Below are 24,281 nucleotides of genomic sequence, written 5' to 3' on the forward strand. Positions count from 1 at the left end.
GAACTTTCGAAATGACCTCATTGGAAAACGAACTGGAATCGCCTCTAAGCAGCCGCATATTGGCATGCCCTGCACAGGGTCGATGGAGCAGCTTTCAGCTGGTCGACGAGTTCGGCTCCGGCGAACCCTATGCCGGGTTGGCCTACGTCGCAATCGACTCGGAAGGGAAAACCTATGATGGCAATCTGGATGCCGCAGGTACTGGCAAGGTCACCGATCACTTCGCAGGCCCCATTGCACTCAGCTTTGATCAGAAGTACCAAGGGGAGGAAATGGTTTATGTGCGCGCGATCGAACAACCCCACTACCCCCTCGAAATCACAGAACTCCAGGTCCGCGCCGAGCACACCCGCTACCTGAACCCTAACGCCACCCGCACCCGAGAAAACCCCGCACAAGCCTGCGCCGATGCATTTTTCCAGGTGGAAGTGCGCCATCTGGTCAAGCACGTCGCACATTTGCCGCCTCAGGTTTACAGCCATTACCCGATGGGGTCGGGGCCGGCGAAGATCATGGGCAAACAGGGCTTGAGCGGTGTTGCCCTGCTGCCACTAAAACACACCGTGCTGGAAGTGCGCCCGCTGCGGGCCTTGCGCCCCATGCTGTCCACGGACTCTGCGTACTGTTCGCTCAACCTGTACCAACTGGCGCTGATGGCCACCTTGAGCTATTGCCCCTTTGGTCAAAACCCCGATGGTCACCCCGTGGATACCGCGACTGTCAGCTTTCCCCTGCAACCCAGCGTGGGCAACTGGTTCGGGGACGCACTGGCCAAGTTTGAAGAACTGGGAAAAGTCGATTCGACGCAAACAAGCGCCTACTACCCGCTGTATGAGGACGTGCCGTACTCCAGGCGCCTTGAAATCGTGCCATTCGACCCAGTTCTCTATGCCGTAAAAAATAGCCCTGAACTGAAAGACGATCAGGAAACTCCTGCGAAAATTCACTTCCTAGACGACCGGGACCTTGGCTCGGCAGCCACCGATACCCAGGCCTTCATCACCCACCACGACGAACTGATTCTGATTTCAATACGGGGCACCAGTGAAAAAATCGCGGATGGCTTGCGCGATGCTGATGCGTTACAAGTGCCGTTTGAAGACACCAATGGAAAGGTGCACCGTGGTTTTTATGGGGCAGCACAGAAAGCCTACGACTTCGCGGTGAAGTACCTCGACAAGTTTTATGCCGGTCAAAAGCTACTGATCTGCGGCCACAGCCTCGGGGGTGCAGTGGCGTTGCTGCTCTCGGAAATGCTGCGCCGACGAGAAGGCTTCGACTACAACATCCAGCTCTACACCTACGGCGCCCCCCGCGCCGGCGACGCCAATTTCGCAAAAGGTGCGAAGCCGCTGGTGCACTACCGCATGGTCGCCCATAACGACCCGGTGCCGAGCGTGCCCGGTACCTGGATGAACACCCGGGCAGACATCTACGGGGTGGGGGCAGTTTTGACCTTTGCCAACGTGCCGGTTGGCCTCTCGGTCTTTGTAGCAGGCATCACTAACTGGAAAGGCGAACCCTACGAACATCACGGTACCCTGCGTCACGCAATGCCGGTGCAGTTCAACGCCAGGGAAGCGTCCATGATCCTCTGGGAACCCGGATGCGACACGATTGCCCAGCATGCCGCCTGCTCGGTGGCCATCCAGCAAAAAAACGGGCTTCCGGATCGACCTTTTTTGCTGGCCCAACTCTTCAGTGCCGGCAGCCACTCGATGACCGGCAGCTACATTCCAGCCTGCTGGGCATCGTTCAAGCGTTCGCAGGAGGCTCAAGAGAGAAATCGCTCCCTCGTCACCGACCTGGAGTTTGAATGGATAGAGGATGCACTCAAGAACATTACCGATCAGTTGCGTTCAACTCGGCGTCACTTCTCGAACCAAACCATGAAGTATCAAGAAACCCACCAGGCGGATATCAACGCCCTCGTGCTTGAGACCGACAAAGTAAGTTCGACACTCGCCCGACTGAAAACCTTGCGCTACGAGCGCGTCACCGAACAAAAGGTCTACGGATCGCTTACGACTCAGCCCGAGCAGCTGGCCGAAAACCTGCAACGCTGGCTTGCCCATGCGGAAAATCAGGTCATTGAGCAGTTGGCCATGGCGCCAGCCAACGGAAATCATGACGAACTGCTGGCTTCGATCTACGGCCATGCCATCGGTGCGCCCTACAACCTGGACATCGATTCGCTTATTTGAAGGCCATGCAGCCCTATCGCCGGATGCGCGTTTTCCGGTGAGCTGCGATTCAAGGCTCTTTCCAGAGAGTCAACGAGGTGTGATTTTGTGCGTGACGGCGGGCAGTTGGCAGCGGTTAAAGGCTCTCGTTATACAGTCGAGTCAAAGCGGCGCTTTTTGGGGCCGCTTCGCGACCCAGCGGGAGCAAGCTCCCTCGCCACCGTAATGCTGTTCACTTAAGCGAATGTGGTCCTCTGTAGGAGCGAGCCTGCTCGCGATGGTCGTTAACGATAACGCGTATTTACTGGCTAAACGCGGCGCTCTTGAGTCCATCGCGAGCAAGCTCGCTCCTACAATTTCCTTAACTGAACAGCATTACCCTCGCCACAGGGGTTCGGTCAGATTAACCCCGCCCCCACCAGCAACGCTTCCAGCGCCAACAGATCCGGCACCTTCGCCACCTGATCCCCCACCTGCACCGCCGCCTGCTCCAGCGCACACAACGGCACATCCACATAACTCAACTGACTGTCGAGCTTGCAGGAGCGCGGAATGCCCTGCACCAGCAGGGCGATGAATTTCAGTTCGGGGCGCCCGCCGAGGGTGTTGAGGATGACAATCCGCGCACGCTCGCCAATGACGATTTTCTGCCCGCAGGCCGACTCGAAACTCAGCAGCGCAATCTGTCGATCGCGCCACGTCACCAGGCCCAGGTACCACGGCGGCGTGTCGAGGTCGAAAGTCCCCGGTGGCTGGTAATCGATCAGCTCGGCAACGGCGACGTTGGGCAGGATCAGGTTGCGGTCGGCCAATGGCAGCAGCAGGCCGGTGAGGTTGCTGGTGCGGTGCTCAAGCATGGGTCTTGCTCCACAAGGCGATGCTTTCGAGCAGCACCGATTCCTGGTACGGCTTGCCGAGGTAGTCGTTGACGCCGATGGCCATGGCGCGATCGCGGTGTTTCTGTCCGGTACGTGAAGTGATCATGATGATCGGCAGGTGTTGCAGGCGTTCGTCGTTGCGCACCAGGGTCGCGACTTCGAAACCATCCATGCGTGGCATCTCGATGTCCAGCAGCATAAGGTCGGGCATGTGCTCTTCCAGCAGCAGCATGGCGTCGACTCCGTCCTTGGCGGTCAGCACGTTCATGCCGTGGCGTTCGAGCAAACGGCTGGTGACCTTGCGCACGGTGACCGAGTCGTCGACCACCATCACCAGCAGCGGCCGATGCGGTTCGGCCTCGACTTCTTGCCCCGCCGGACGCTGGGGCACACGGGCCTGCATGGCACGGATCGGCGCCAGCAAATCCAGAATCAGCACCACCCGGCCATCGCCGAGAATTGTCGCTCCGGACACCCCTTGCACCGCCGCGAATTGCGCCCCCAGGCTCTTGACCACGATCTCACGGGTGCCGGCCATGGCATCCACCTGCACCGCGATGTGCCGTTCGTTGCACTGCACCAGCAGCACCGGCAACGGCAGGCTCTGGCCCAACAGCTTCGGGCGCGGGCTGGTTTTCAGCAGCTCACCCAGATAGCACAGCTCGTAACGTTGCCCGGCGTATTCGTAGGTGGGCGAATCGAAACGGAAATACCCTTCGAGTTCAATGGGCAGGACACGAACGATGCCGTCGATGGTATTGAGCGGAATCGCATATTGATCCTCACCGCACTGCACCATCAACGCCCGGTTGACCGATACCGTGAACGGCAGGCGAATGCGGAAATGCACGCCTTGCCCGGGCACCGAGTCGATGCTCATGGTGCCGCCCAGTTGCCGCACCTCTTCGTGCACCACGTCCATGCCGACGCCGCGCCCGGAGATCTGGGTGACTTTCTCGGCGGTGGAAAACCCCGGCTGCAGGATGAACTGCAACACGTCGTGATCGCTGATGACGCTGTCCGGGGACAGCAGGCCGCGCTTGATCGCCTTGCGCCGCACGGCGTCCAGCGGCACACCGGCGCCATCGTCGCAGATATCGAAAATGATATCGCCACCTTCGCGCAGCAGATCGAGGGTGATCTTGCCCTTGGCCGGTTTCCCCGCCGCCAGCCGTGCTTCGACGGACTCCAGGCCGTGGTCGACGGCGTTGCGCAGCATGTGCTCCAGCGGCGCGGCCATGCGCTCAAGGACGTTGCGATCCATCTCGCCTTCGGCGTTATCGACGATGAAATCCACGTCCTTGCCAAGTTCGTCGGCCACCTGCCGGACGATGCGCTGCAAACGCGGGAGCATGCGCTCGAATGGCACCATGCGCGTACGCATCAGGCCTTCCTGCAACTCGGTGTTGATGCGGCCCTGCTGTTGCAGCAAATTTTCCGCATCCTGATTGCGTCGCTCAAGGGTTTCCTTGAGGTCGAGCAAGTCAGAGGCCGATTCGAACAGCGCACGGGACAGTTGCTGCAACTGTGAATGGCGGTCCATTTCCAGCGGGTCGAATTCTTCGTAGCCCAGGCGTTCGGCGTCGACCTGCTGACGGCTGAGGATCCGCCCCTGGGTTTCGGTATCGAGGCGGCGCAACTGGTCGCGCATGCGCTCGATGGTGGTCTCCATCTCACTCAGGGCGATGTGCGCATCGTTGACCTGCTGTTCGATGCGGCCACGCAAGATCGAGGTTTCACCGGCCAGGTTGACCAGATCGTCGAGCAGTTCCGCCGAGACCTTGACCATGTCGGCGCCGGCATCGGACGGCGACGCCAGCGGCTCGGCCTTGGGCGTGGTCGATGGCGCAACCGGCGTGGACGCTTCAGGCACCGCCGGGTGGCTGAAGTTCTTGATCGCATCGATCAAGCGGTCGGCCGGCGGCATCGGCTCACCGGCGCGGGCCGCGTCGAGCATCTGCGCGAGGCGGTCATGGCTGCGCTGCAACAGCGCAAACAACGGCGCCGTCGGTTGCAACATGCCAGTGGACAGGCCTTCGTAGAGGAACTCCAGTTCATGGGCCAGATCGCCAATCGCGGCGATTTCCACCATGCGCGCGCCGCCCTTGAGGGTGTGCAGATCGCGCAGCAGGGTTTCCACTTCCTGGCGATTCGCAGGCTGGGCCTGCCAGCGCTCCAGCGCCGCCCCGGAGCTTTCGATGATGTCGAAACCTTCCTCGAGGAAGATCTCCAGCAATTCGGGATCATGGGCGGCCGAATCCTGGGTGGCCGCCGGTTCGCTGACCTCGGTGGTGCCCGCATGGCCCTGCCGGTAGGCGCGAATGGCCTCGATCAGTTCGGCGCAGTCGTCCAACGGCTGGCGGTGCTGTAGCTGCTCAAGGTACTGCGCCAAACGGTCATGGCTGTGCTGCAACAGCACCGCCAGTGACTCGCTGAAGGCATAGCGACGATCTACCAGCCCTTCGTAAAGGTTTTCCAGCTCATGGGCCAGATCGCCGACCGGCCCGACCTCGGCCATGCGCGCGCCGCCCTTGAGGGTGTGCAGATCCCGTTGCAGGGACGACAGCGGCGCGGCGTTGTCCGAATCGCGCAACCAGCGCTGCAAGGCCTGACCGGCGCTTTCGAGGATATCCACCGCTTCCTCAAGGAAGATCGCCACGATTTCATCGTCCAGCCCACGCCCCTCTCCTGTAGGAGCGAGCTCGCTCGCGATGGGCGTTAACGATGACGTGTTGTCATTGGATAAACGCGGCGCCTTTGAGTCCATCGCGAGCGAGCTCGCTCCTACAGGTGCAGGGGGCAGCGTGTGCTCCAGTTCGGCGGTGGCTGCGCCCAGTTCGCGGATGCTCAGGCTGCGGCTGCCATCGCTGCGGATCAGGCCCATGGCCGACGGGTCGAGGCTCTCGTCGAGCAGCTCGCGCAAGGCCCTGATCCGTTGCGGTTGCGGGCTGACTTCCTGACCGGCGGCCAGTTCGTCGAGCATGTTGATCAGCGCTTCGTGAGCACCCTGTGCCTCATGGAAAAACCGCTCGCTGACCGCGAGGCTGCTTTCTTCCACGGCACCGTAGAGATCGAGCAACGCCTCGCACAACTCATCCACCGGGTGCAAATCGGCCAGATGGGCGCCTTCGCCGAGGGTGGTCAATTCGTCCAGCAGCGCGCTGAGTTCCTGACGTTCGCCGGGGTGTTGCTGCCAGCGCTGCAACAGGCTTTCAGCATCCAGCAGGATGTCCATGCCCTGGGCGAGGAAGTTGTTGATCAGTTGCGGATCGCGCTTGACCCGCAGCCCGGTGTTCGGGGTATTCAGGAGGTTTTCCAGACGCTCGGCCAGCAGCGCCCTGGCGCGTTCGATCAAACTCCGCGCGCCGGGAATTTCCGCCAACGGATCGCGTTTGAGCTGGCGCAAACCAAGGCGGAACAGCCCTTCTGCCTCCAGCAGCAATTCGACTTCATCCAGGTCCAGTGCGATCAGGTGCGCCTTGTATTCCCGGGCCAGTTGATCCAGCGGTGTGGCCAGCTCGGCAATCGGCAAGACACCGGCCATGGAGGCACTGCCCTTGAGGGTGTGCAAGGCGCGCTGCAATTCGTCGCTGGCCTGCAGCGGTACATGTTCGGCGGCCTGATCAAGGAAGCGATTGAGGCTGCCCAGATGGGTTTCGGCCTCTTTGCGGAAGATCTCCAGCAACAGCGGGTCGAGGGCCGCGACGTCTTGGGTATCCTCATCGGACACCGGTTCATCGCCCTTGGCCAGGGCATGGGCACGGGCGGCCAACTGATCGACATCGTTGCGCTGACGCTGGGCATTGGCGGCATATTCAGCCACCAGCTCCGGCAGCAGATGCAGCACATCGCCGATCAGTTGCTGCACCGTAGCGCCCGGCTCCACGCTGTCTTCCAGTACGCGGTTGAGCAGGTTTTCCACCGCCCAGGCCAACTCGCCCAGTACCAGGGCGCGGACCATGCGGCCACTGCCCTTGAGGGTATGAAAGGCGCGGCGCAGCTCACTCAGGGCCGAGTGGTTGTCAGGGTTGGCCGACCAGCGCGGCAAGTACTCGCGCAGGATTTCCAGGACTTCGTCGGTTTCTTCGAGGAACACTTCGCGCAGTTCCTCGTCCACCGGCTCTTCGCCTGCGGGCGGCGGCAGCAGGCTGCCCGGGGTGTTCAGCGCGGGCGGGTTCAGGCTCGAAACCGGGCTGGCAAGCACATCGGCCAGGGTCTGGACGGTCTGCGGATCTTCCAGCTCCCGCATCATCTGCAGGACCTGCGCTTCGCTCGGGTTGAGCACCTCATCAAGCACCGGCACATGCTGCTCACTGGGGAAAAAGCCGAGGCTCGCCAGGCTTTTTTCCGCGACATCGAGCAGGTTTTCGCCCTGCGCTTGCGGGTCATCACTGAGACGTTCGAGGTAGTACTCGATGCTGGTGATCACGTCGGCAAGGCTGTCCAGCTCCTGCCAGCCCGGTTGACCCGGCTCGAACAACAGGTGCTCGCGAATGAAGTGATTGCAGGTTTCCACCAGGCTCGCCGCCCGGCTCAACGGAATCATCGCCAGGGCGCCGCGCACCTGGGTCAGCAAGGCCGGCAGCGCCTGCAAATGCTGGCGGTCCCAATCGGCGTCGATGTAGTCGACGATCATGTCCTTGGCCTGCTGTAAACAGATGCGGGCCTCCTTGATCACGATCTGATGGATCTGCGTCAGGTCGGTGGTTGGCAGGCGATTGTCATCCTGGCTCTCCGGCTCCACGGTCCCGACCATGCCGGCCAGTGTCGCTTCGACGTACAGCAAGGCCCCGGCAACGTCCATGAGGATCGCATCGTTGGGTTCGCGCTGGCCCTGTGCGAGGCTGAGCACCACCGCCAGTTGGTCGATGATCACCTTGCGCGGCTGGCCGAAGCCCAGGACTGCCAGGGTGTCGGCGATTTGCCGCAGCGGCGCCAGCAGGCTTTCGAGGTCAGACGTGTGCTGGCGGTCACTGCGCACGAACAGATCCAGACGCTCCTTGACCCGCACCAGTTCTTCGCACAGCGCCGCCAGGACCGAGCGCATGGCGTCACGGTCAGGACCGGCCAGCCGCGCGCGTTCTTCATCGACCATCGCGCTGTCAGGCAGCGCCTCGTCCAGTGAGTAGCGTTCTTTCATGGTCAGCATCTGCCCGGTGGGATGTTCGGCCTTGGCAATGTAGAAGAGCAAACTCTTGAGCAGCTCCGGCGGGGCCGATTGGTTGATGCCGTGCATGCCTTGTTCGAGCAGGCGCTTGAGTTCCTTGTCGGCATCCTTGAACAGGCTGCGCAAGGCCGGGCTGTTGGCGATCGCGCCGCCCTGCATGCCTTCGACCAGCGCCGATGCCACCTGCCACAACGGGCTCAGGGGCGCATTGGCGCACAGCGCTTCGAGGCGGGCGAAGACCTTGGCCAGGTAATCGAGGTTGGTGTCGTTGTCTTGCTCACGCAGGAAGCCGACCAGCGCCATTTGCAGCATCTGCCGCAACTTGCGCAGCACATTGGGTAATTCGGCCGGTTCCAGCTGCGCCAGCGCTTGTGCGTCCAGCGCTGGCAACTCCGGCAATTGCGGGCTGAACAGGCTGGTTTCCGACAGCAGGCTTTCACCACGGGCACTGCGCAGGTCGTTGATCAGGGGCAACACCACCAAGGGCAAATCGCGACGCGCGCCTTGCACCCGGTCCAGGTAGATCGGCAACTGCCCGAGGGCCTGCATCAACAGGTGCAACGCCTCGTCGCGATGGCTGACACGATTGCCCTGCAAGGCCACGGCCAATTGTTCCATTTCTTCGGCGAGCAACGCCGCACCGTAGAACTCGACCATCTGCAAGCTGCCGTGGACCTGATGGATGCACGAAAGGCAATCATCCAGCGCTTGGGTCGCCTGCGGGTCATCGAGCAGGTTTTCAATCGCGTGATGAGCCTGTTTCAGCGTTTCGGCAATCTCGCCCTTGACCCACTCGAGGGCCACATAGTCGTGCCGATCACCCATAACCACTCCAGTCACAATAGTTCTACCTGCGGGCGGTTCACGCCTTGTCCACAACCTGCGCCTTGGCCGCCGGCAAGGTGAAGCCGGACACCGAACGGCGCAACTGGCTGGCCATTTTCGCCAGGTTGCCGATGCTGTCGGCCGTGGCAGTGGAACCCGACGACGTCTGCGAGGTGATCTGCTGGATCACGTTCATCGTCAGGGAGATCTGGCCGGCCGACGACGTCTGCTGCTGCGCCGCATTGGAAATGCTCTGGATCAGCGCCGCGAGCGTCTTCGACACGCCTTCGATTTCCTCCAGTGCCACACCGGCATCCTGCGCCAGACGGGCGCCACGCACCACCTCGGTCGTGGTCTGCTCCATGGAGATGACCGCTTCGTTGGTGTCGGTCTGGATCGCCCGCACCAGGGTTTCGATCTGCCGGGTGGCGGCGGATGAGCGCTCGGCCAGGCGTTGCACTTCATCGGCGACCACCGCGAAACCGCGACCGGCGTCACCGGCCATGGACGCCTGGATGGCCGCGTTGAGGGCAAGGATGTTGGTCTGGTCGGCAATGTCATCGATCAGGCTGACAATGTCACCGATTTCCTGGGACGACTCGCCCAGGCGCTTGATGCGCTTGGCGGTGTCCTGAATCTGCTCGCGAATGTTGTCCATGCCGTGGATCGTGTTATGCACCACCTCGTTGCCCTTGTTGGCGATCTCCACCGAGCGCTCGGCAACCGCCGAAGATTCCGCCGCGTTGGCCGACACCTGGTCGATGGACTCGGCCATGTCGTTGATCGCCGTGGAGGCCTCGGAAATCTGTTGGGCCTGGTGCTCAGACGCCTGGGCCAGGTGCATGGCGGTGGCCTGGGTTTCCTGCACGGCGGCGGCCACTTGGCCGGCGGTGAGGTTGATGGTCGCGACCAGATCGCGCAGCTGGTCGACGGAGTAATTGATCGAGTCGGCGATGGTGCCGGTAAAGTCTTCGGTCACCGAGGCCGTCACCGTGAGGTCGCCGTCGGCGAGGTCCTCGATCTCGTCGAGCAAGCGCATGATCGCGTTCTGGTTACGCTCGTTTTTCTCGGCGGTTTCGCGCAGCTGACGATTGGTTTCGCGCACCATCACCAGGCCGATCAGGATGATCGAAGTCAGCGCCAGCAAGCCCAGCACATAACCGCCAATGGTATCGGTGGTGCGTCCGCCGACCATGTTTTCAAAACCGCTGGCCAGGTGTGAGGCCTCGTCGAGCAGGGTTTGCGACAGGCTGAAAATGTTCGAGGCCGATTCGCGGACCTTGAACAGCTCCGGCGAGGTTTCGAGGATCTCGTCCACCGAGCCGGAGACGAACTCGAACAGCTCGGCGATTTCCGCGAGTCGCGCACGGGCGTCGTGGTCTTCGACCTGGCTGACCTTGAGCGCCGGGTCGCCCTGCAGCATGCCGTTGAGCACCTTGCCGAACTGCGTTGCGTCACGTCCGAACGCATCGGCGGCCTGCTGTGAGTTTTCGTCGCCGGCCAATACCGTGTTGACCGCGCCGAGGATCCGCTCGGCCAACAGTGATTGGCGCTGGGCCATCGCGACCTGGGCCGCCGGGGCGCCCCGCTGCAGGAGAATCTCGACGACCTTTTCGTACTCGACCTGCAACTGCGGCACGGTTTCGGCCAGGGTCGCGGCGACCTGATGCAGCGACAATACGGTTTGTTCGCTGGAGAGAATCGCGTCGGTGTTTTTCAGCAGGCGTTCCCAGTCCTGTTGCACTGCGCGCATCTCTGGACGCACGGTGGCGGGGGCCGGCGGCAGGCCGGTGGCCGGGTCGCCCTTCTTCAGATAACCCCAACGCCGGGCAAAGTCGTTGCGCGCATCGCTGAGCAACTTGAACGCGGCAGCCTTGCCGGCGGCGGCTTCGGTGGCGTTCTTGGCAATGCGCTGGGACAGCACGCGCAGCTCGCCGGCGTGGCCGATGTACTGTTTGTCGTAGGTAGCCTGGGTGTTGAGGTACGCGAAGTTGGCGAACAGCAGCATGATGAAGACGATCAGCGCGATGAACAGCACGATAATCTGCGACCGGCTGCGCGACCCTTCCATTGGCTTGCCTGCTTTTGCTTTTATCATCGGTCCTCGCCTGTTAAGCAACTTCTGCGCTTACCCGAGACCCTGTGGGAGCGGGCTTGCTCGCGAAAGCGGTAGATCAGCCAATATCAATGTTGAATGGACTGCCCTCTTCGCGAGCAAGCCGCTCCCACATTGGTTCTCTGTTGTTCCGCTTACACCGCGACGCTCATGAATCCCTGGGACTGCGTCAACGCAAACGGGCTGAACACCTGCCAGCACTGCTCGCGCTGAAACCGGCCCTTGACGAACGTCGCCATCGGCCCCTTCAACTCGTCTGCCGGCACCGGCTCCAGGCTGTCCTGGGCAAAGTGCTGGAGGCCGAAGACTTCATCGACCAGCAGCCCGGCAAACACCTCTTCATGCTCCACCACCAACACCCGCCGCTGTCGGCGCACCGCCGAAAGCTCGTGCCCGAAGAAGCCGCACAAATCCATGATCGGCAGCAAACGCCCGCGCAGGTTGGCAACGCCCTTGACCCAGGACTTGACCCCCGGTAGCTGGGTGAAACGCGGCTCATGCAAGACTTCGCTGACTTCGCTCATGGGCGCGACATACCAGTGCTCGCCCAGGCGAAAACCGATGCCGCTCCAACTGTCCCGCCGGGGTGGCTGGGACGGCAAGTCCGCCGCCAGCAAACGACAGCGCTGGTCGATTTGCAGCAGCAGCTCGAAAGCCGTCAGCGACTCGTTCATGACCTGAAGATCAACCGGCCAACACGTTGTTCAGGGTTTTGATCAGGGTGTCTTCGTCGACCGGTTTGGTCAGGTAGTCCTTGGCACCCTGGCGCGTGCCCCAGACCTTGTCGGTGTCCTGATCCTTGGTGGTGATGATGATCACCGGAATGTGCCCGGTTTCGGGGTCCTTGGTCAGCTGACGTGTCGCCTGGAAGCCGTTGAGGCCGGGCATGACGATGTCCATCAGGACCGCGTCGGGTTTTTCCTGGCGGGCCAGGGCCACGCCGTCGGCGCCGTTTTCTGCTTTCAACACTTCATGACCGTGCTTTTCCAGCATGCCGGTCAGTTTGTACATTTCGGTCGGCGAATCATCGACGATCAGAATACGTGCCATGGTCTTCCCCATTCTTGTCGACGCCGGGCCCGATGGCCGAGCGTCACTGTGCGTGTCCTACTGCGGCAAAACGGCGGCGAAACCAGGAACATGAGCCTGGATCGCATCAAGCAATTCTTCCCTGCTGAAAGGCTTGGTCAAAAACTGGTCAGAGCCGACGATGCGCCCCTTGGCCTTGTCGAACAGGCCGTCCTTGGATGACAGCATAATCACCGGCGTGGACTTGAACGCGCTGTTGTTCTTGATCAGGGCGCAGGTCTGGTAGCCATCCAGGCGCGGCATCATGATGTCGACAAAGATGATGCCGGGGTGGTTGTCGGCAATCTTGGCCAAGGCATCAAAACCGTCGATGGCCGTGATGACCTCACAACCCACATTCTTGAGCAGCGTTTCGGCGGTGCGACGAATCGTCTTCGAATCATCGATCACCATGACCTTCAAGGCGCTGGGGTGCTGTTCCATAAAATGCTCTACCGTCGCCTTTGCGAAACTATTTGTCCGTTTGCCGGTTAACGCGGCTCGAAACCCTTGGTGCTCAAGGGCCAGCACGACATGGCAGCCTTTTTAGCACAGTCTCCAGAACCAATCTATCGGCCGACCCGCAAGGTGGTTTTTCCTTGACCGGGAACACACTCAGCGCCACTCTGACGCCACTTTTATACGGCATCGCTGCTTTTAATTGTAGGAGCGAGCCTGCTCGCGATGGACGTCAACGATGACGCGGGAAACCTGACACCCCGCGGTGTCCTTGAGTTCATCGCGAGCAGGCTCGCTCCTACAGAAAGGCGGTTCTCGCCCCAAAATTTCGAGGAAAACCCAATGAGCGTTCGCGTCGGGATTGTCATGGACCCTATCGCCAGCATTTCCTATAAAAAGGATAGCTCGCTGGCCATGTTGCTGGCCGCGCAGAAGCGTGGCTGGGAGCTGTTCTACATGGAACAGCGCGACTTGTACCAAGGCGAAGGTGAGGCCCGGGCGCGGATGCGTCCGCTGCAGGTGTTCGCCAACCCGGAAAAATGGTTCGAACTGGGTGCCGAAAGCGATGCGCTGCTGAGCGATCTGGACGTGATCCTGATGCGCAAGGATCCGCCGTTCGACATGGAGTTCGTCTACTCCACTTATCTGCTGGAACAAGCCGAGCGCGCCGGCGTGCTGGTGGTCAACAAGCCGCAAAGCCTGCGCGACTGCAACGAAAAGCTGTTCGCCACGCTGTTCCCGCAGTGCACCCCGCCGACCGTGGTCAGCCGCCGCGCCGACGTACTGCGCGAATTCGCCGCCAAACACGGCGATGTGATCCTCAAGCCACTGGACGGCATGGGCGGCACATCGATTTTCCGTCACCGCGCGGGCGACCCGAACCTGTCGGTGATCCTCGAAACCCTGACCGCCCTCGGCGCCCAGCAGATCATGGGCCAGGCCTACCTGCCGGCCATCAAGGACGGCGACAAGCGCATCCTGATGATCGACGGTGAGCCTGTGGATTATTGCCTGGCGCGGATCCCGGCCCAGGGCGAAACCCGTGGCAACCTCGCCGCCGGTGGCCGTGGCGAAGCCCGCCCGCTGACCGACAAGGACCGCTGGATCGCCGCGCAAGTCGGCCCGACCCTGCGTGAAAAAGGCCTGTTGTTCGTTGGCCTGGACGTGATCGGCGAGCACCTGACCGAGATCAACGTCACCAGCCCGACCTGCATTCGCGAAATTGATAACGCGTTTGGCACCGATATTGGCGGCATGTTGATGGATGCCATCGATCAGAAGCTCAAGGCACGTTGATTAGCCAAACCAACATTGCGTTATCATGCGCGGCCTGTGAAAACGCGATGTTGGTTTTTTTGTCATGACCCTCCCGTCCGATCTGCCTGTCGAACTCGCCCATCGTGGCGTGCGCCCGGCCGATCGCCTCGGTTTTACCCTATTCCTGGCCGCGCTGATCCATCTGGCCTTGCTGTTGGGTATCGGGTTTGCAGTGGTCGAGCCCAAGCAGATCAGCAAGACCCTGGAAATCACCCTCGCCACCTTCAAAAGCGAAAAGAAGCCCGAGAAAGCCGATTTCCTGGCCCAGGAGAATCAGCAAGGCAGCGGCACCCTGGCTAAAAAGGCGATTCCCAAGACCACCGAGGTCGCGCCATTCCAGGACAACAAGGTACAGAAAGTCACGCCACCGCCGGCCGCCAAGCCCGAAGTACAGGAAGCCCCGCCCAAGGCTGCCGTGACCACCGTGGCGCCGAAGCCGAAAAAAGCCCCGGCCAAGACCGAGGAACCCAAGACCGAGGTCAAGCCTCAGGTCCAGGCACCGACGTTCGACAGCGAGCAGCTGTCCAGTGACATCGCCAGCCTCGAAGCGGAACTGGCCGCCGAACAACAGCTGTACGCCAAACGCCCGCGCATTCACCGCTTGAGCGCGGCCTCGACCATGCGCGACAAGGGCGCCTGGTACAAGGACGAATGGCGCAAGAAAGTCGAGCGCATCGGCAACCTCAACTACCCCGACGAAGCGCGGCGCAAGCAGATCTACGGCAACTTGCGCTTGATGGTGTCGATCAATCGCGACGGTTCGCTGTATGAAGTGCTGGTGCTGGAGTCTTCAGGCCAGCCCCTGCTGGACCAGGCGGCGCAACGGATCGTCCGGCTGGCGGCGCCGTTTGCACCGTTTACCGGTGATCTGTCGGATATTGACCGGCTGGAGATCATCCGCACCTGGAAATTTGCCCGCGGGGATCGACTCTCCAGCAATTGATTCACCGCAACCCCCTGTGGGAGCGGGCTTGCTCGCGAATGCGGTCTGTCATTCAATATAAATGTCGACTGACACGACGCCTTCGCGAGCAAGCCCGCTCCCACATTTGATCGGTGTCGACTACCAAAATGCGCCATCCCCAGCTTGTCAGTTCGCCCCTCGAACGCCACACTAGCGCACATGAAAAACGTCAGCCCCAGCTACCTCAAGCATCAATTCCTGATCGCCATGCCGCACATGGCCGACCCGAACTTTGCGCACACCTTGACCTATATCGTCGAGCACACGGCCAATGGGGCCATGGGGCTGGTCGTCAACCGTCCGCAAGAGCTGAGCCTGGCCGATATCCTTGAGCAATTGCGCCCGGATATCGAACCGCCAGCGCTCTGCCAGCATGTGCCGATCTTTATCGGCGGCCCGGTGCAGACCGATCGTGGCTTCGTCCTTCACCCCAAGGGGCTGACGTTCCAGGCAACCGTTGATCTGGAAGACGAGTTATCCCTGTCGACCACCCAGGACATTCTGTTCGCCATCGCTGATGGCGTCGGCCCGGCAAAAAGCCTGATTGCCCTCGGCTATGCCGGTTGGGAAGCCGGGCAGCTGGAAGCCGAACTGGCACAGAATGCCTGGCTGAACTGCCCGTTTGACGCGGACATCCTGTTCAACACCAGCAGCGAACTGCGCCTGGAAGCGGCGGCCAAGCACCTGGGCGTCAACCTCAGCCTGCTGACCAGCCAGGCGGGGCACGCCTGATGGCCCTGCGGTTGATTCTCGGATTCGACTACGGCACCAAACAGATTGGCGTTGCGGTCGGCCAGGTGGTGACCGGCCAGGCCCGTGAACTGTGCACCCTGAAAGCGCAGAACGGCATCCCCGACTGGAACCAGGTCGAAGCCCTCATCAAAGAGTGGAAGCCCGATGCCGTGGTGGTCGGCCTGCCGTTGAACATGGACGGCACGCCCAGCGACATGTGCGCCCGCGCGGAAAAGTTCGCCCGGCGCCTGAACGGCCGCTTCAACCTGCCCTTCTATACCCACGATGAACGCCTGACCACCTTCGAGGCCAAGGGCGAACGCCTGGCTCGTGGTGGCCAGAAAGGCAGTTACCGCGACAACCCGGTCGATGCCATCGCCGCCGCCCTGCTACTGCAAGGCTGGCTGGACGAAAACACCGCACTGTTTGAATCCTGAAGAGCCGCTGCGCGTCTCTCTTAGCTACAACCCGAGCCACTCCCGCACAAGCCGGCTCGGGCCCAAGAAGGAGCAACCATGAGCCTGCCCAATCCCGCCGAACTGATCAGCCAGATGGCAACCCGACTTGACGCCTATCTGGCCAAACGAGGCATCAGCGAACCGCGTTACATCGGCATTCGTACCGGCGGCGTCTGGGTGGCCCAAGCCCTGCTCAAGGAGCTGGGCAGCGATGAGCCCCTCGGCACCCTGGACGTATCCTTCTACCGCGACGATTTCAGCCAGAACGGCCTGCACCCGCAGGTTCGCCCTTCCGCGCTGCCGTTCGAGATCGAAGGCCAGCACCTGGTGCTGATCGACGACGTGCTGATGAGCGGCCGGACCATCCGCGCCGCCATGAACGAACTGTTCGACTACGGCCGCCCGGCCAGCGTAACGCTGGTGTGCATGCTGGACCTGGACGCCGGCGAACTGCCGATCCGCCCGAACGTGGTTGGCGCGACCCTGTCGCTGGCTGCCCACGAACGGGTGAAGCTGTCCGGCCCGGAGCTCGCGCTCGAACTGCAAGACCTCGCCCTTTAATTCGCCCTATTGAGAGTCCCCCTTGCGATGACGCCTCTAGAAACCAAGCGCCCGCTGCAGCTCAATGATCAGGGCCAGCTGCGCCACTTCCTCTCGCTCGACGGTTTGCGCCGCGAGCTGTTGACGGAAATCCTCGACACCGCCGACTCCTTCCTCGAAGTCGGCGCCCGGGCCGTGAAGAAAGTCCCGCTGCTGCGCGGCAAGACCGTATGCAACGTGTTCTTCGAGAACTCGACCCGCACCCGCACCACCTTCGAACTGGCGGCCCAGCGGCTCTCAGCGGACGTGATCACCCTCAACGTGTCGACGTCGTCGGCGAGCAAGGGCGAAACCCTGCTCGACACCCTGCGCAACCTCGAAGCCATGGCCGCCGACATGTTCGTCGTGCGTCACGGTGATTCCGGGGCCGCGCACTTCATCGCCGAACATGTCTGCCCGCAGGTGGCGATCATCAACGGTGGCGACGGCCGGCACGCGCACCCGACCCAGGGCATGCTCGACATGCTGACCATCCGCCGGCACAAGGGCGGATTCGAAAACCTTTCGGTGGCCATCGTCGGCGACATCCTGCACTCGCGGGTCGCACGCTCGAACATGTTGGCCCTGAAAACCCTCGGTTGCCCGGACATCCGTGTGATCGCGCCGAAGACCCTGCTGCCGATCGGCATCGAGCAATACGGCGTGAAGGTCTACACCGACATGACCGAAGGCCTGAAAGACGTCGACGTGGTGATCATGTTGCGCCTGCAGCGTGAACGCATGACCGGCGGCCTGCTGCCGAGCGAAGGCGAGTTCTACCGCCTGTTCGGCCTGACCACCGCACGCCTGGCCGGCGCCAAGCCCGATGCCATCGTGATGCACCCGGGGCCGATCAATCGTGGCGTGGAAATCGAGTCCGCAGTGGCTGACGGCCCGCACTCGGTGATCCTCAACCAGGTGACCTACGGGATCGCCATTCGTATGGCCGTGCTGTCCATGGCCATGAGCGGGCAAACAGCCCAGCGCCAATTCGAGCAGGAGAACGCCCAGTGAAGCTCAGCATTCTCGGCGCCCGCGTGATCGATCCGGCCAGTGGCCTGGATCAAGTTACCGACATCCATATTGAAGCCTGCAAAGTCGTCGCCCTTGGCGCTGCGCCAGCCGGTTTTGTCGCCGTCGACACGATCGACGCCAAAGGCCTGGTGGCCGCTCCCGGCCTGGTCGACCTCAATGTTGCCCTGCGCGAGCCGGGTTACAGCCGTAAAGGCTCGATCGTCAGCGAGACCCGCGCAGCGGCGGCTGGCGGCGTGACCAGCCTGTGCTGCCCGCCAAAAACCAAACCGGTGCTGGACACCTCGGCCGTGGCCGAACTGATCCTCGACCGCGCCCGTGAGGCTGGCAACACCAAAGTCTTCCCGATTGGCGCCCTGAGCAAAGGTCTGGACGGTGAACAGCTGGCTGAGCTCGTGGCCCTGCGCGATGCCGGTTGCGTGGCCTTCGGCAATGGCCTGGAGAGCTTCCGCAACACCCGCACCCTCTGCCGCGCGCTGGACTACGCAGCAACCTTCGACCTGACGGTGATTTTCAACTCCCAGGATCACGACCTGGCCGAAGGTGGTCTGGCTCACGAAGGTCCGACTGCCAGCTTCCTTGGCCTGCCGGGCATTCCGGAAAGTGCCGAGACCGTCGCCCTGGCCCGGGATCTGCTGCTGGTTGAACAGACCGGCGTGCGCGCGCACTTCAGCCAACTCACCAGCGCTCGCGGCGTGGAGCTGATCGCCCAGGCCCAGGCCCGGGGCCTGAAGGTCACCGCGGATGTCGCCCTGTACCAGTTGATCCTGACCGACGAAGCTCTGATCGGCTTCAGCAGCCTGTATCACGTCCAGCCACCGCTACGCACCCGCGCCGACCGCGAGGGCCTGCGTGCTGCGGTGAAATCGGGGGTGATCTCGGCGATCTCCAGTCACCACCAACCCCATGAGCGTGACGCCAAATTGGCACCGTTCGGCGCCACCGAGCCGGGCATCAGCAGCGTCGAACTGCTGCTGCCGATGGCGATGACCCTGGTCGAAGACGGCCTGTTGGACCTGCCGACGCTGCTCAAGCGCCTGAGCACCGGCCCTGCCGAGGCCTTGCGCCTGCCGGCAGGCAAACTGGCGGTGGGTGGCGCGGCGGACATCGTGCTGTTCGACCCTGCGGCCTCGACCGTCGCCGGTGAAACCTGGTTGTCGAAGGGCGAGAACTGCCCGTTCATCGGCCACAGCCTGCCGGGTGTGGTGCGTTACACCCTGGTGGATGGGCGGATCAGCCACCAGGCGTAACACTGTGGCGAGGGGGCTTGCCCCCGCTGGGCTGCGCAGCAGACCTGTTTTGGGGTCGCTTCGCGACCCAACGGGAGCAAGCTCCCTCACCACAACTGACTAAAAGGCGCCGCGACTCTGCGCGTTACGCACCGAAACCTGGTCATTCAACGTCCAGAAGTCATACAGCACGCCAATAAAGAACAACCCGCCCGTCAGCAGGTACAGCAACCCGCTGATCCATTTCCCCTGATACATCCGATGCACACCGAACACACCTAGAAACGTCAGCAGAATCCACGCCACGTTGTATTCGATGGGGCCGGCGGTAAACCGCAGGTCAGCCTCGCGATCCATCGCCGGGATCAGGAAAAGGTCGATCAGCCAGCCGATCCCCAGCAAGCCAAAGGTGAAGAACCAGATCGTCCCGGTCACCGGCTTGCCGTAATAGAAGCGGTGAGCGCCGGTAAAACCAAAAATCCACAGCAGGTAACCGATCACTTTGCTGTGGGTGTCTTGTTGCGGGACAGCCTGTTGATAGGGGTTCATGAATGACCTCGATTCGCGCGATAGATAAATATTCTTCATTTCTTTGTGACTTTTTTACAGGCACCCGACGTATGGCAAATGCTAGCTTCGCACCTGTCAAAGCCTTGTAACACCGGACTTCTGTCCGACAATTGCGCCATTTTGCCGCTTTTTTGCCACCATTGCCCCCCGGGTTGAATCGACCAACGGCCTCGGAAGCGGCAAAAAAGCTGTTATAAAGTTGCGCGCTAACTTATTAAGAGCCTTGCCTAATGCGTTCATTTTTCAAGACATGGCTAACCATTTGCCTTTTGATGCCACTGGCCGCCCACGCCACCAATCGTGAGCAACGTCTTCCTAACGTTAATGGTTACACCCCAAAATCCCATGCCTCTGCTCCTTCGAGCAAAGACAAAAAATCCGCTAAACATGCTCCAACCCTGGCCAGCAACAGCGGCCTGGTTCCACCGATGGGCACCAAGGTCAGTAGCGACGTGCTGAGCCGCGCCGTGAACGTCCTTGGCACTCCCTATCGTTGGGGCGGCAGTAGCCCAAGCAAAGGCTTCGATTGCAGCGGCCTGGTGAAATACGCGTTCAACGACGCCACGTTCGACCTGCCACGCACCTCCAACGCCATGGCCAGCGGTCATGGGGAGAAAGTCGATCGCAACGACCTGAAGCCGGGCGACCTGATTTTCTTCAACATCAAGAGCCGTCGGGTCAATCACGTTGCCATTTACCTGGGTAACGACCGCTTCATCCACGCGCCACGTCGCGGCAAGTCGGTGAGCATCGACACTTTGAAGAAACCGTACTGGGAAAGCCACTACGTGGTTGCCAAGCGGGTTCTGCCGAAAGAGCCGAATCAGTTGCGTGTGGTTCAGCGTTGATTGGCTAATGCCCACCTGAAGGTGAGCACTTGTGGCGAGGGGGCTTGCCCCCGTTGGGGCGCGCAGCGCCCCCAAAGCCAGCTTAATGGTTTTATCAGGGACAACCCGCTGCCTGCTTTGCGTCTGCTCCGCAGCCGAACGGGGGCAAGCCCCCTCGCCACAGGTCCCGCGCAACTTCAAAAACCATCCGGTGACCGCGCCTTCTCCCGCGCATGATCACGACTGATCACCCCTCTGGCCACCAGGTCCTTCAAGCTCATATCCAGCGTCTGCATCCCCAGCGCCCCTCCCGACTGAATCGCCGAATACATCTGCGCCACCTTGTCCTCGCGGATCAGGTTGCGGATCGCCGACGTCCCCAGCATGATCTCGTGGGCCGCGATGCGCCCACCACCGACCTTTTTCACCAAGGTCTGGGATACCACCGCCAGCAGCGACTCGGAGAGCATCGAGCGCACCATCGACTTCTCGTCCCCCGGAAACACGTCGACCACCCGGTCGATGGTTTTCGCCGCAGACGTGGTGTGCAGCGTGCCGAACACCAGATGGCCGGTTTCGGCGGCGGTCAAAGCCAGGCGAATGGTCTCCAGATCGCGCATCTCTCCTACCAGAATCACATCGGGGTCTTCTCGCAGTGCCGAACGCAAGGCGCTGGCGAAACTACGGGTATCGCGATGGACTTCACGCTGGTTGATCAGGCATTTGCGCGGCTCGTGGACGAATTCGATAGGGTCCTCGATGGTAAGGATGTGGTGATGACGATGAGTGTTCAGGTAATCGATCATCGCCGCCAGCGTGGTGGACTTGCCGGAGCCGGTGGGACCGGTCACCAGTACCAGGCCACGGGGCGCATCGGTCATTTTGCGGAACACATCCCCCATGCCCAGCTCATCCATGCTCTGCACTTTCGACGGGATGGTGCGAAACACCGCGCCCGCGCCACGGTTCTGATTGAATGCATTGACTCGAAAACGCGCCACACCGGGCACTTCAAAGGAAAAGTCGGTTTCCAGATGGTTCTCGAAGTCCACCCGCTGGGCGTCATTCATGATTGCATCGATCAGCGCCTGCACCTGAGCATGATCGAGGGCCGGCAGGTTGATGCGCCGCACATCGCCATCTACCCGAATCATCGGCGGCAGGCCGGCGGACAAGTGCAGGTCGGATGCACCCTGTTTAGCGCTGAATGCCAGCAGTTCGGTGATATCCATTGCGCCTCTCAATTCCAGTAGAATGCCGCGAACCTTCAGACCGCTGGCGCCTCTTGATGTCCACCATAGCAGACAACATTCTTCAGGTTAGTTCGCGCATAAACGCCGCAACACTCGCCGCCAACCGCGCCGAAAACAGTGTCCGGTTGCTGGCCGTGAGCAAGACCAAACCCGCACAAGACCTGCGTGAAGCCTACGCCGCCGGCCTGCGCGACTTTGGCGAGAACTACCTGCAGGAAGCGCTGGGCAAACAATTGGAACTGGCCGACCTGCCCTTGATCTGGCACTTCATTGGCCCCATTCAATCGAACAAGACTCGTGCTATCGCCGAGCACTTCGACTGGGTGCATTCCGTGGATCGTCTGAAAATCGCACAACGCCTGTCCGAACAACGTCCCGCCGACTTGCCGCCCCTGAACATCTGCATTCAGGTCAATGTCAGCGGTGAAGCCAGCAAATCCGGCTGTACCCCGGCCGATCTGCCGGCCCTGGCCAATGCCATCAGCGCCCTGCCGCGCTTGAAATTGCGCGGGCTGATGGCTATCCCTGAGCCGACTGAAGATCGCGCCGCCCAGGATGCCGCGTTTGCTGCCGTGCAAAGCCTGCAGGCCAGCCTGAACCTGCCACTCGACACACTTTCCATGGGCATGAGCCACGACCTTGAGTCGGCCATCGCCCAGGGTGCCACCTGGGTCCGTATCGGAACGGCCTTGTTTGGCGCTCGCGATTACGATCGGCCATAACCCATGGCTGACTCTCTTCTTTATAAGGACCTGACATGAGCAAGACGCGTATTGCCTTTATCGGTGCCGGCAACATGGCCGCCAGCCTGATCGGCGGCCTGCGGGCCAAGGGTCTGGAAGCGGCGCAGATCCGTGCCAGCGATCCGGGCGAAGAAACCCGTGCCCGCGTGAGCGCTGAGCACGGCATCGAAACCTTCGCCGACAACGCCCAGGCCATCGACGGCGCCGACGTCGTCGTCCTCGCGGTCAAGCCGCAGGCGATGAAAGCCGTGTGCGAAGCGATTCGCCCAAGCCTCAAGCCCCATCAGCTGGTGGTGTCGATTGCCGCAGGCATCACTTGCGCCAGCATGAACAACTGGCTCGGCGCCCAGCCGATCGTGCGCTGCATGCCCAACACCCCGGCGCTGTTGCGTCAGGGCGTGAGCGGCCTGTTCGCCACCGCCGAAGTGACTGCCGAACAGCGTCAGCACGCCCAGGAGCTGCTGTCCGCGGTCGGCATCGCCCTTTGGCTGAATGAAGAGCAGCAACTGGACGCCGTCACTGCCGTTTCCGGTTCGGGCCCGGCGTATTTCTTCCTGCTGATCGAAGCCATGACCGCCGCGGGTGTGAAACTCGGTCTGCCGGCGGACATCGCCGCGCAACTGACATTGCAAACCGCACTGGGCGCCGCCCACATGGCTGTCTCCAGCGACGTCGACGCCGCCGAGTTGCGCCGCCGTGTCACCTCGCCTGCTGGCACCACTGAAGCTGCAATCAAGTCGTTCCAGGCCAATGGTTTTGAAGCCATGGTCGAGAAAGCACTCGGCGCTGCCGCGCATCGCTCGGCCGAGATGGCCGAACAACTGGGTCAATAAGGAGCTTTTCATGATTGGATTGAACACCGCAGCGGTCTACGTGCTGCAAACCCTCGGCAGCCTGTACCTGCTGATCGTGCTGATGCGCTTCGTACTGCAACTGGTGCGGGCGAACTTCTACAACCCGATCTGCCAGTTCGCCGTGAAAGCCACCCAGCCGCTGCTCAAGCCGCTGCGCCGAATCATCCCGAGCGTGTTCGGCCTGGACATGTCCTCGCTGGTGCTGGCGATCCTGGTGCAACTGGCACTGATGGCCCTGACCCTGTTGCTGACCTACGGCACCACTGGTAATCCGCTGCAACTGCTGATCTGGTCGATCATCGGTGTGACCGCGCTGTTCCTGAATATTTTCTTCTTTGCCCTGATCATCAGCGTGATCCTGTCCTGGGTCGCCCCGGGCAGCCATAACCCGGGCGCCGAACTGGTGAACGACATCTGCGGGCCAGCCCTGGCGCCGTTCCGCAAGTTCCTGCCGAACCTGGGCGGGCTGGATCTGTCGCCGATCTTTGCGTTCCTGGCGATCAAGCTGATCGACATGCTGGTGATCAACAACCTCGCCGCCATGACCATGATGCCGGAAATCCTCCGCGTGTTGATCTGACCCGGTGAGCTGGTTTCGCTGGGAAGGTGACGACCTGATTCTGGAGTGTCACCTGCAACCGGCAGCCCGTAGCGATGGTTTCTGCGGGCTGCACGGTGATCGCCTGAAGATCCGCCTGACCGCGCCGCCGGTCGAGGGCAAGGCCAACGCCTATCTGATGGCGTTCCTGGCCAAGGCCTTTGGCGTGTCCAAGAGCCAGGTCAGTTTGATCAGTGGCGAGTTGAACCGGCAGAAGCGGGTGCGAATCTGCTCGCCGAAGAAGTTGCCGGACTTGCCTGATCTGGTGCGTCCAGTCTGATCCACCGAGTCGTCTCATTCGCGAGCAAGCCCGCTCCCACATTGGAATGCGATCTCCTGTGGGAGCGGGCTTGCTCGCGAAGGCCGCACCGCGGTTCTGCTGAATGAAATCAGGCCCGATCGTTGCTTGCCGCTGACCCCAGCGGTCTT

General features: G+C 61.6%; 21 protein-coding genes. 13 read left to right on the top strand and 8 right to left on the bottom strand.

Annotated features, from left to right (window positions below; translation table 11 throughout):
• Window positions 1-11 precede the first annotated feature (11 nt).
• Complete coding sequence (locus QMK54_RS29220) at window positions 12-2,204, top strand: lipase family protein (protein WP_320401723.1); 2,193 nt, start codon at window positions 12-14, stop codon at window positions 2,202-2,204.
• A gap of 377 nt (window positions 2,205-2,581) precedes the next feature.
• Here the strand turns inward: QMK54_RS29220 and QMK54_RS29225 are convergent, their stop codons facing one another.
• The 6 genes from QMK54_RS29225 to pilG all read right to left on the bottom strand — a co-directional run bounded on the left by QMK54_RS29225 (window position 2,582) and on the right by pilG (window position 12,681).
• The gene (locus QMK54_RS29225; RefSeq protein ID WP_320401724.1) at window positions 2,582-3,040 is read right to left on the bottom strand and encodes a chemotaxis protein CheW; all 459 of its coding nucleotides are present in this window, start codon (window positions 3,038-3,040) and stop codon (window positions 2,582-2,584) included.
• Window positions 3,033-9,053: an Hpt domain-containing protein gene (locus QMK54_RS29230; protein WP_320401725.1), complete on the bottom strand. Its 6,021-nt coding sequence runs from the start codon at window positions 9,051-9,053 to the stop codon at window positions 3,033-3,035. The genes QMK54_RS29225 and QMK54_RS29230 overlap by 8 nt, the downstream gene beginning before the upstream one ends.
• A 37-nt stretch (window positions 9,054-9,090) precedes the next feature.
• Window positions 9,091-11,151 (bottom strand): methyl-accepting chemotaxis protein, encoded by a 2,061-nt coding sequence (locus tag QMK54_RS29235; RefSeq protein WP_110660092.1) that lies wholly within the window; start codon window positions 11,149-11,151, stop codon window positions 9,091-9,093.
• Window positions 11,152-11,303: 152 nt separating this feature from the next.
• Window positions 11,304-11,843: a chemotaxis protein CheW gene (locus QMK54_RS29240; RefSeq protein ID WP_223589692.1), complete on the bottom strand. Its 540-nt coding sequence runs from the start codon at window positions 11,841-11,843 to the stop codon at window positions 11,304-11,306.
• 10 nt (window positions 11,844-11,853) lie between these two features.
• A complete protein-coding gene (pilH, locus tag QMK54_RS29245) occupies window positions 11,854-12,219 on the bottom strand; it encodes a twitching motility response regulator PilH (RefSeq protein WP_101209186.1) in 366 nt (121 codons plus the stop codon).
• Between the two features lie 57 nt (window positions 12,220-12,276).
• Window positions 12,277-12,681, bottom strand: coding sequence for a twitching motility response regulator PilG (pilG, locus tag QMK54_RS29250; protein WP_103396761.1), 405 nt, complete (start codon window positions 12,679-12,681; stop codon window positions 12,277-12,279).
• Window positions 12,682-13,038: 357 nt separating this feature from the next.
• Between pilG and gshB the strand changes: the two genes are divergently transcribed.
• The 7 genes from gshB (at window position 13,039) to QMK54_RS29285 (ending at window position 19,028) form a co-directional block, all read left to right on the top strand.
• Window positions 13,039-13,992, top strand: coding sequence for a glutathione synthase (gene gshB / locus QMK54_RS29255; protein ID WP_110660094.1), 954 nt, complete (start codon window positions 13,039-13,041; stop codon window positions 13,990-13,992).
• Window positions 13,993-14,056: 64 nt separating this feature from the next.
• Window positions 14,057-14,956, top strand: coding sequence for an energy transducer TonB (locus QMK54_RS29260; protein ID WP_110660095.1), 900 nt, complete (start codon window positions 14,057-14,059; stop codon window positions 14,954-14,956).
• A gap of 180 nt (window positions 14,957-15,136) precedes the next feature.
• Window positions 15,137-15,709 (top strand): YqgE/AlgH family protein, encoded by a 573-nt coding sequence (locus QMK54_RS29265; RefSeq protein ID WP_110660096.1) that lies wholly within the window; start codon window positions 15,137-15,139, stop codon window positions 15,707-15,709.
• Entirely contained in the window at window positions 15,709-16,146 is a 438-nt protein-coding gene (ruvX, locus tag QMK54_RS29270; protein WP_110660097.1) for a Holliday junction resolvase RuvX, read from the top strand. The genes QMK54_RS29265 and ruvX overlap by 1 nt, the downstream gene beginning before the upstream one ends.
• A gap of 78 nt (window positions 16,147-16,224) precedes the next feature.
• Window positions 16,225-16,728: a bifunctional pyr operon transcriptional regulator/uracil phosphoribosyltransferase PyrR gene (pyrR, locus tag QMK54_RS29275; protein WP_110660098.1), complete on the top strand. Its 504-nt coding sequence runs from the start codon at window positions 16,225-16,227 to the stop codon at window positions 16,726-16,728.
• Between the two features lie 27 nt (window positions 16,729-16,755).
• On the top strand, window positions 16,756-17,760 hold the full coding sequence (locus QMK54_RS29280) for an aspartate carbamoyltransferase catalytic subunit (protein WP_007939362.1): 1,005 nt from the start codon (window positions 16,756-16,758) through the stop codon (window positions 17,758-17,760).
• Window positions 17,757-19,028 carry a dihydroorotase gene (locus QMK54_RS29285; protein WP_320401726.1) on the top strand — a complete coding sequence of 424 codons (1,272 nt, stop codon included), beginning with the start codon at window positions 17,757-17,759 and terminating at the stop codon, window positions 19,026-19,028. The genes QMK54_RS29280 and QMK54_RS29285 overlap by 4 nt, the downstream gene beginning before the upstream one ends.
• 99 nt (window positions 19,029-19,127) lie before the next feature.
• On the opposite strand, the gene QMK54_RS29290 is transcribed toward QMK54_RS29285, so the two are convergent.
• Window positions 19,128-19,556 (bottom strand): NINE protein, encoded by a 429-nt coding sequence (locus tag QMK54_RS29290; protein WP_223589684.1) that lies wholly within the window; start codon window positions 19,554-19,556, stop codon window positions 19,128-19,130.
• A 251-nt stretch (window positions 19,557-19,807) separates the two neighbouring features.
• Between QMK54_RS29290 and QMK54_RS29295 the strand changes: the two genes are divergently transcribed.
• Window positions 19,808-20,425: a C40 family peptidase gene (locus QMK54_RS29295; protein WP_110659966.1), complete on the top strand. Its 618-nt coding sequence runs from the start codon at window positions 19,808-19,810 to the stop codon at window positions 20,423-20,425.
• Between the two features lie 176 nt (window positions 20,426-20,601).
• Here QMK54_RS29295 and QMK54_RS29300 read toward each other — a convergent pair whose 3' ends face one another.
• Window positions 20,602-21,636, bottom strand: coding sequence for a type IV pilus twitching motility protein PilT (locus QMK54_RS29300; RefSeq protein WP_110659967.1), 1,035 nt, complete (start codon window positions 21,634-21,636; stop codon window positions 20,602-20,604).
• Window positions 21,637-21,692: 56 nt separating this feature from the next.
• Here QMK54_RS29300 and QMK54_RS29305 point away from each other — a divergent pair, with 56 nt between their 5' ends.
• The 4 genes from QMK54_RS29305 to QMK54_RS29320 are packed head-to-tail and all read left to right on the top strand — an operon-like array spanning window position 21,693 to window position 24,132.
• Window positions 21,693-22,379: a YggS family pyridoxal phosphate-dependent enzyme gene (locus QMK54_RS29305; protein WP_110659968.1), complete on the top strand. Its 687-nt coding sequence runs from the start codon at window positions 21,693-21,695 to the stop codon at window positions 22,377-22,379.
• Window positions 22,380-22,414: 35 nt separating this feature from the next.
• On the top strand, window positions 22,415-23,233 hold the full coding sequence (gene proC, locus QMK54_RS29310) for a pyrroline-5-carboxylate reductase (RefSeq protein ID WP_110659969.1): 819 nt from the start codon (window positions 22,415-22,417) through the stop codon (window positions 23,231-23,233).
• Window positions 23,234-23,243: 10 nt separating this feature from the next.
• Window positions 23,244-23,834, top strand: coding sequence for a YggT family protein (locus tag QMK54_RS29315; protein ID WP_110659970.1), 591 nt, complete (start codon window positions 23,244-23,246; stop codon window positions 23,832-23,834).
• A gap of 4 nt (window positions 23,835-23,838) precedes the next feature.
• Complete coding sequence (locus QMK54_RS29320; RefSeq protein WP_223589680.1) at window positions 23,839-24,132, top strand: DUF167 domain-containing protein; 294 nt, start codon at window positions 23,839-23,841, stop codon at window positions 24,130-24,132.
• The last annotated feature ends 149 nt before the right edge of the window (window positions 24,133-24,281 follow it).

The sequence above is a fragment of the Pseudomonas sp. P5_109 genome, assembly GCF_034009455.1.
In the GTDB taxonomy this organism is placed as follows: Bacteria; Pseudomonadota; Gammaproteobacteria; order Pseudomonadales; family Pseudomonadaceae; genus Aquipseudomonas.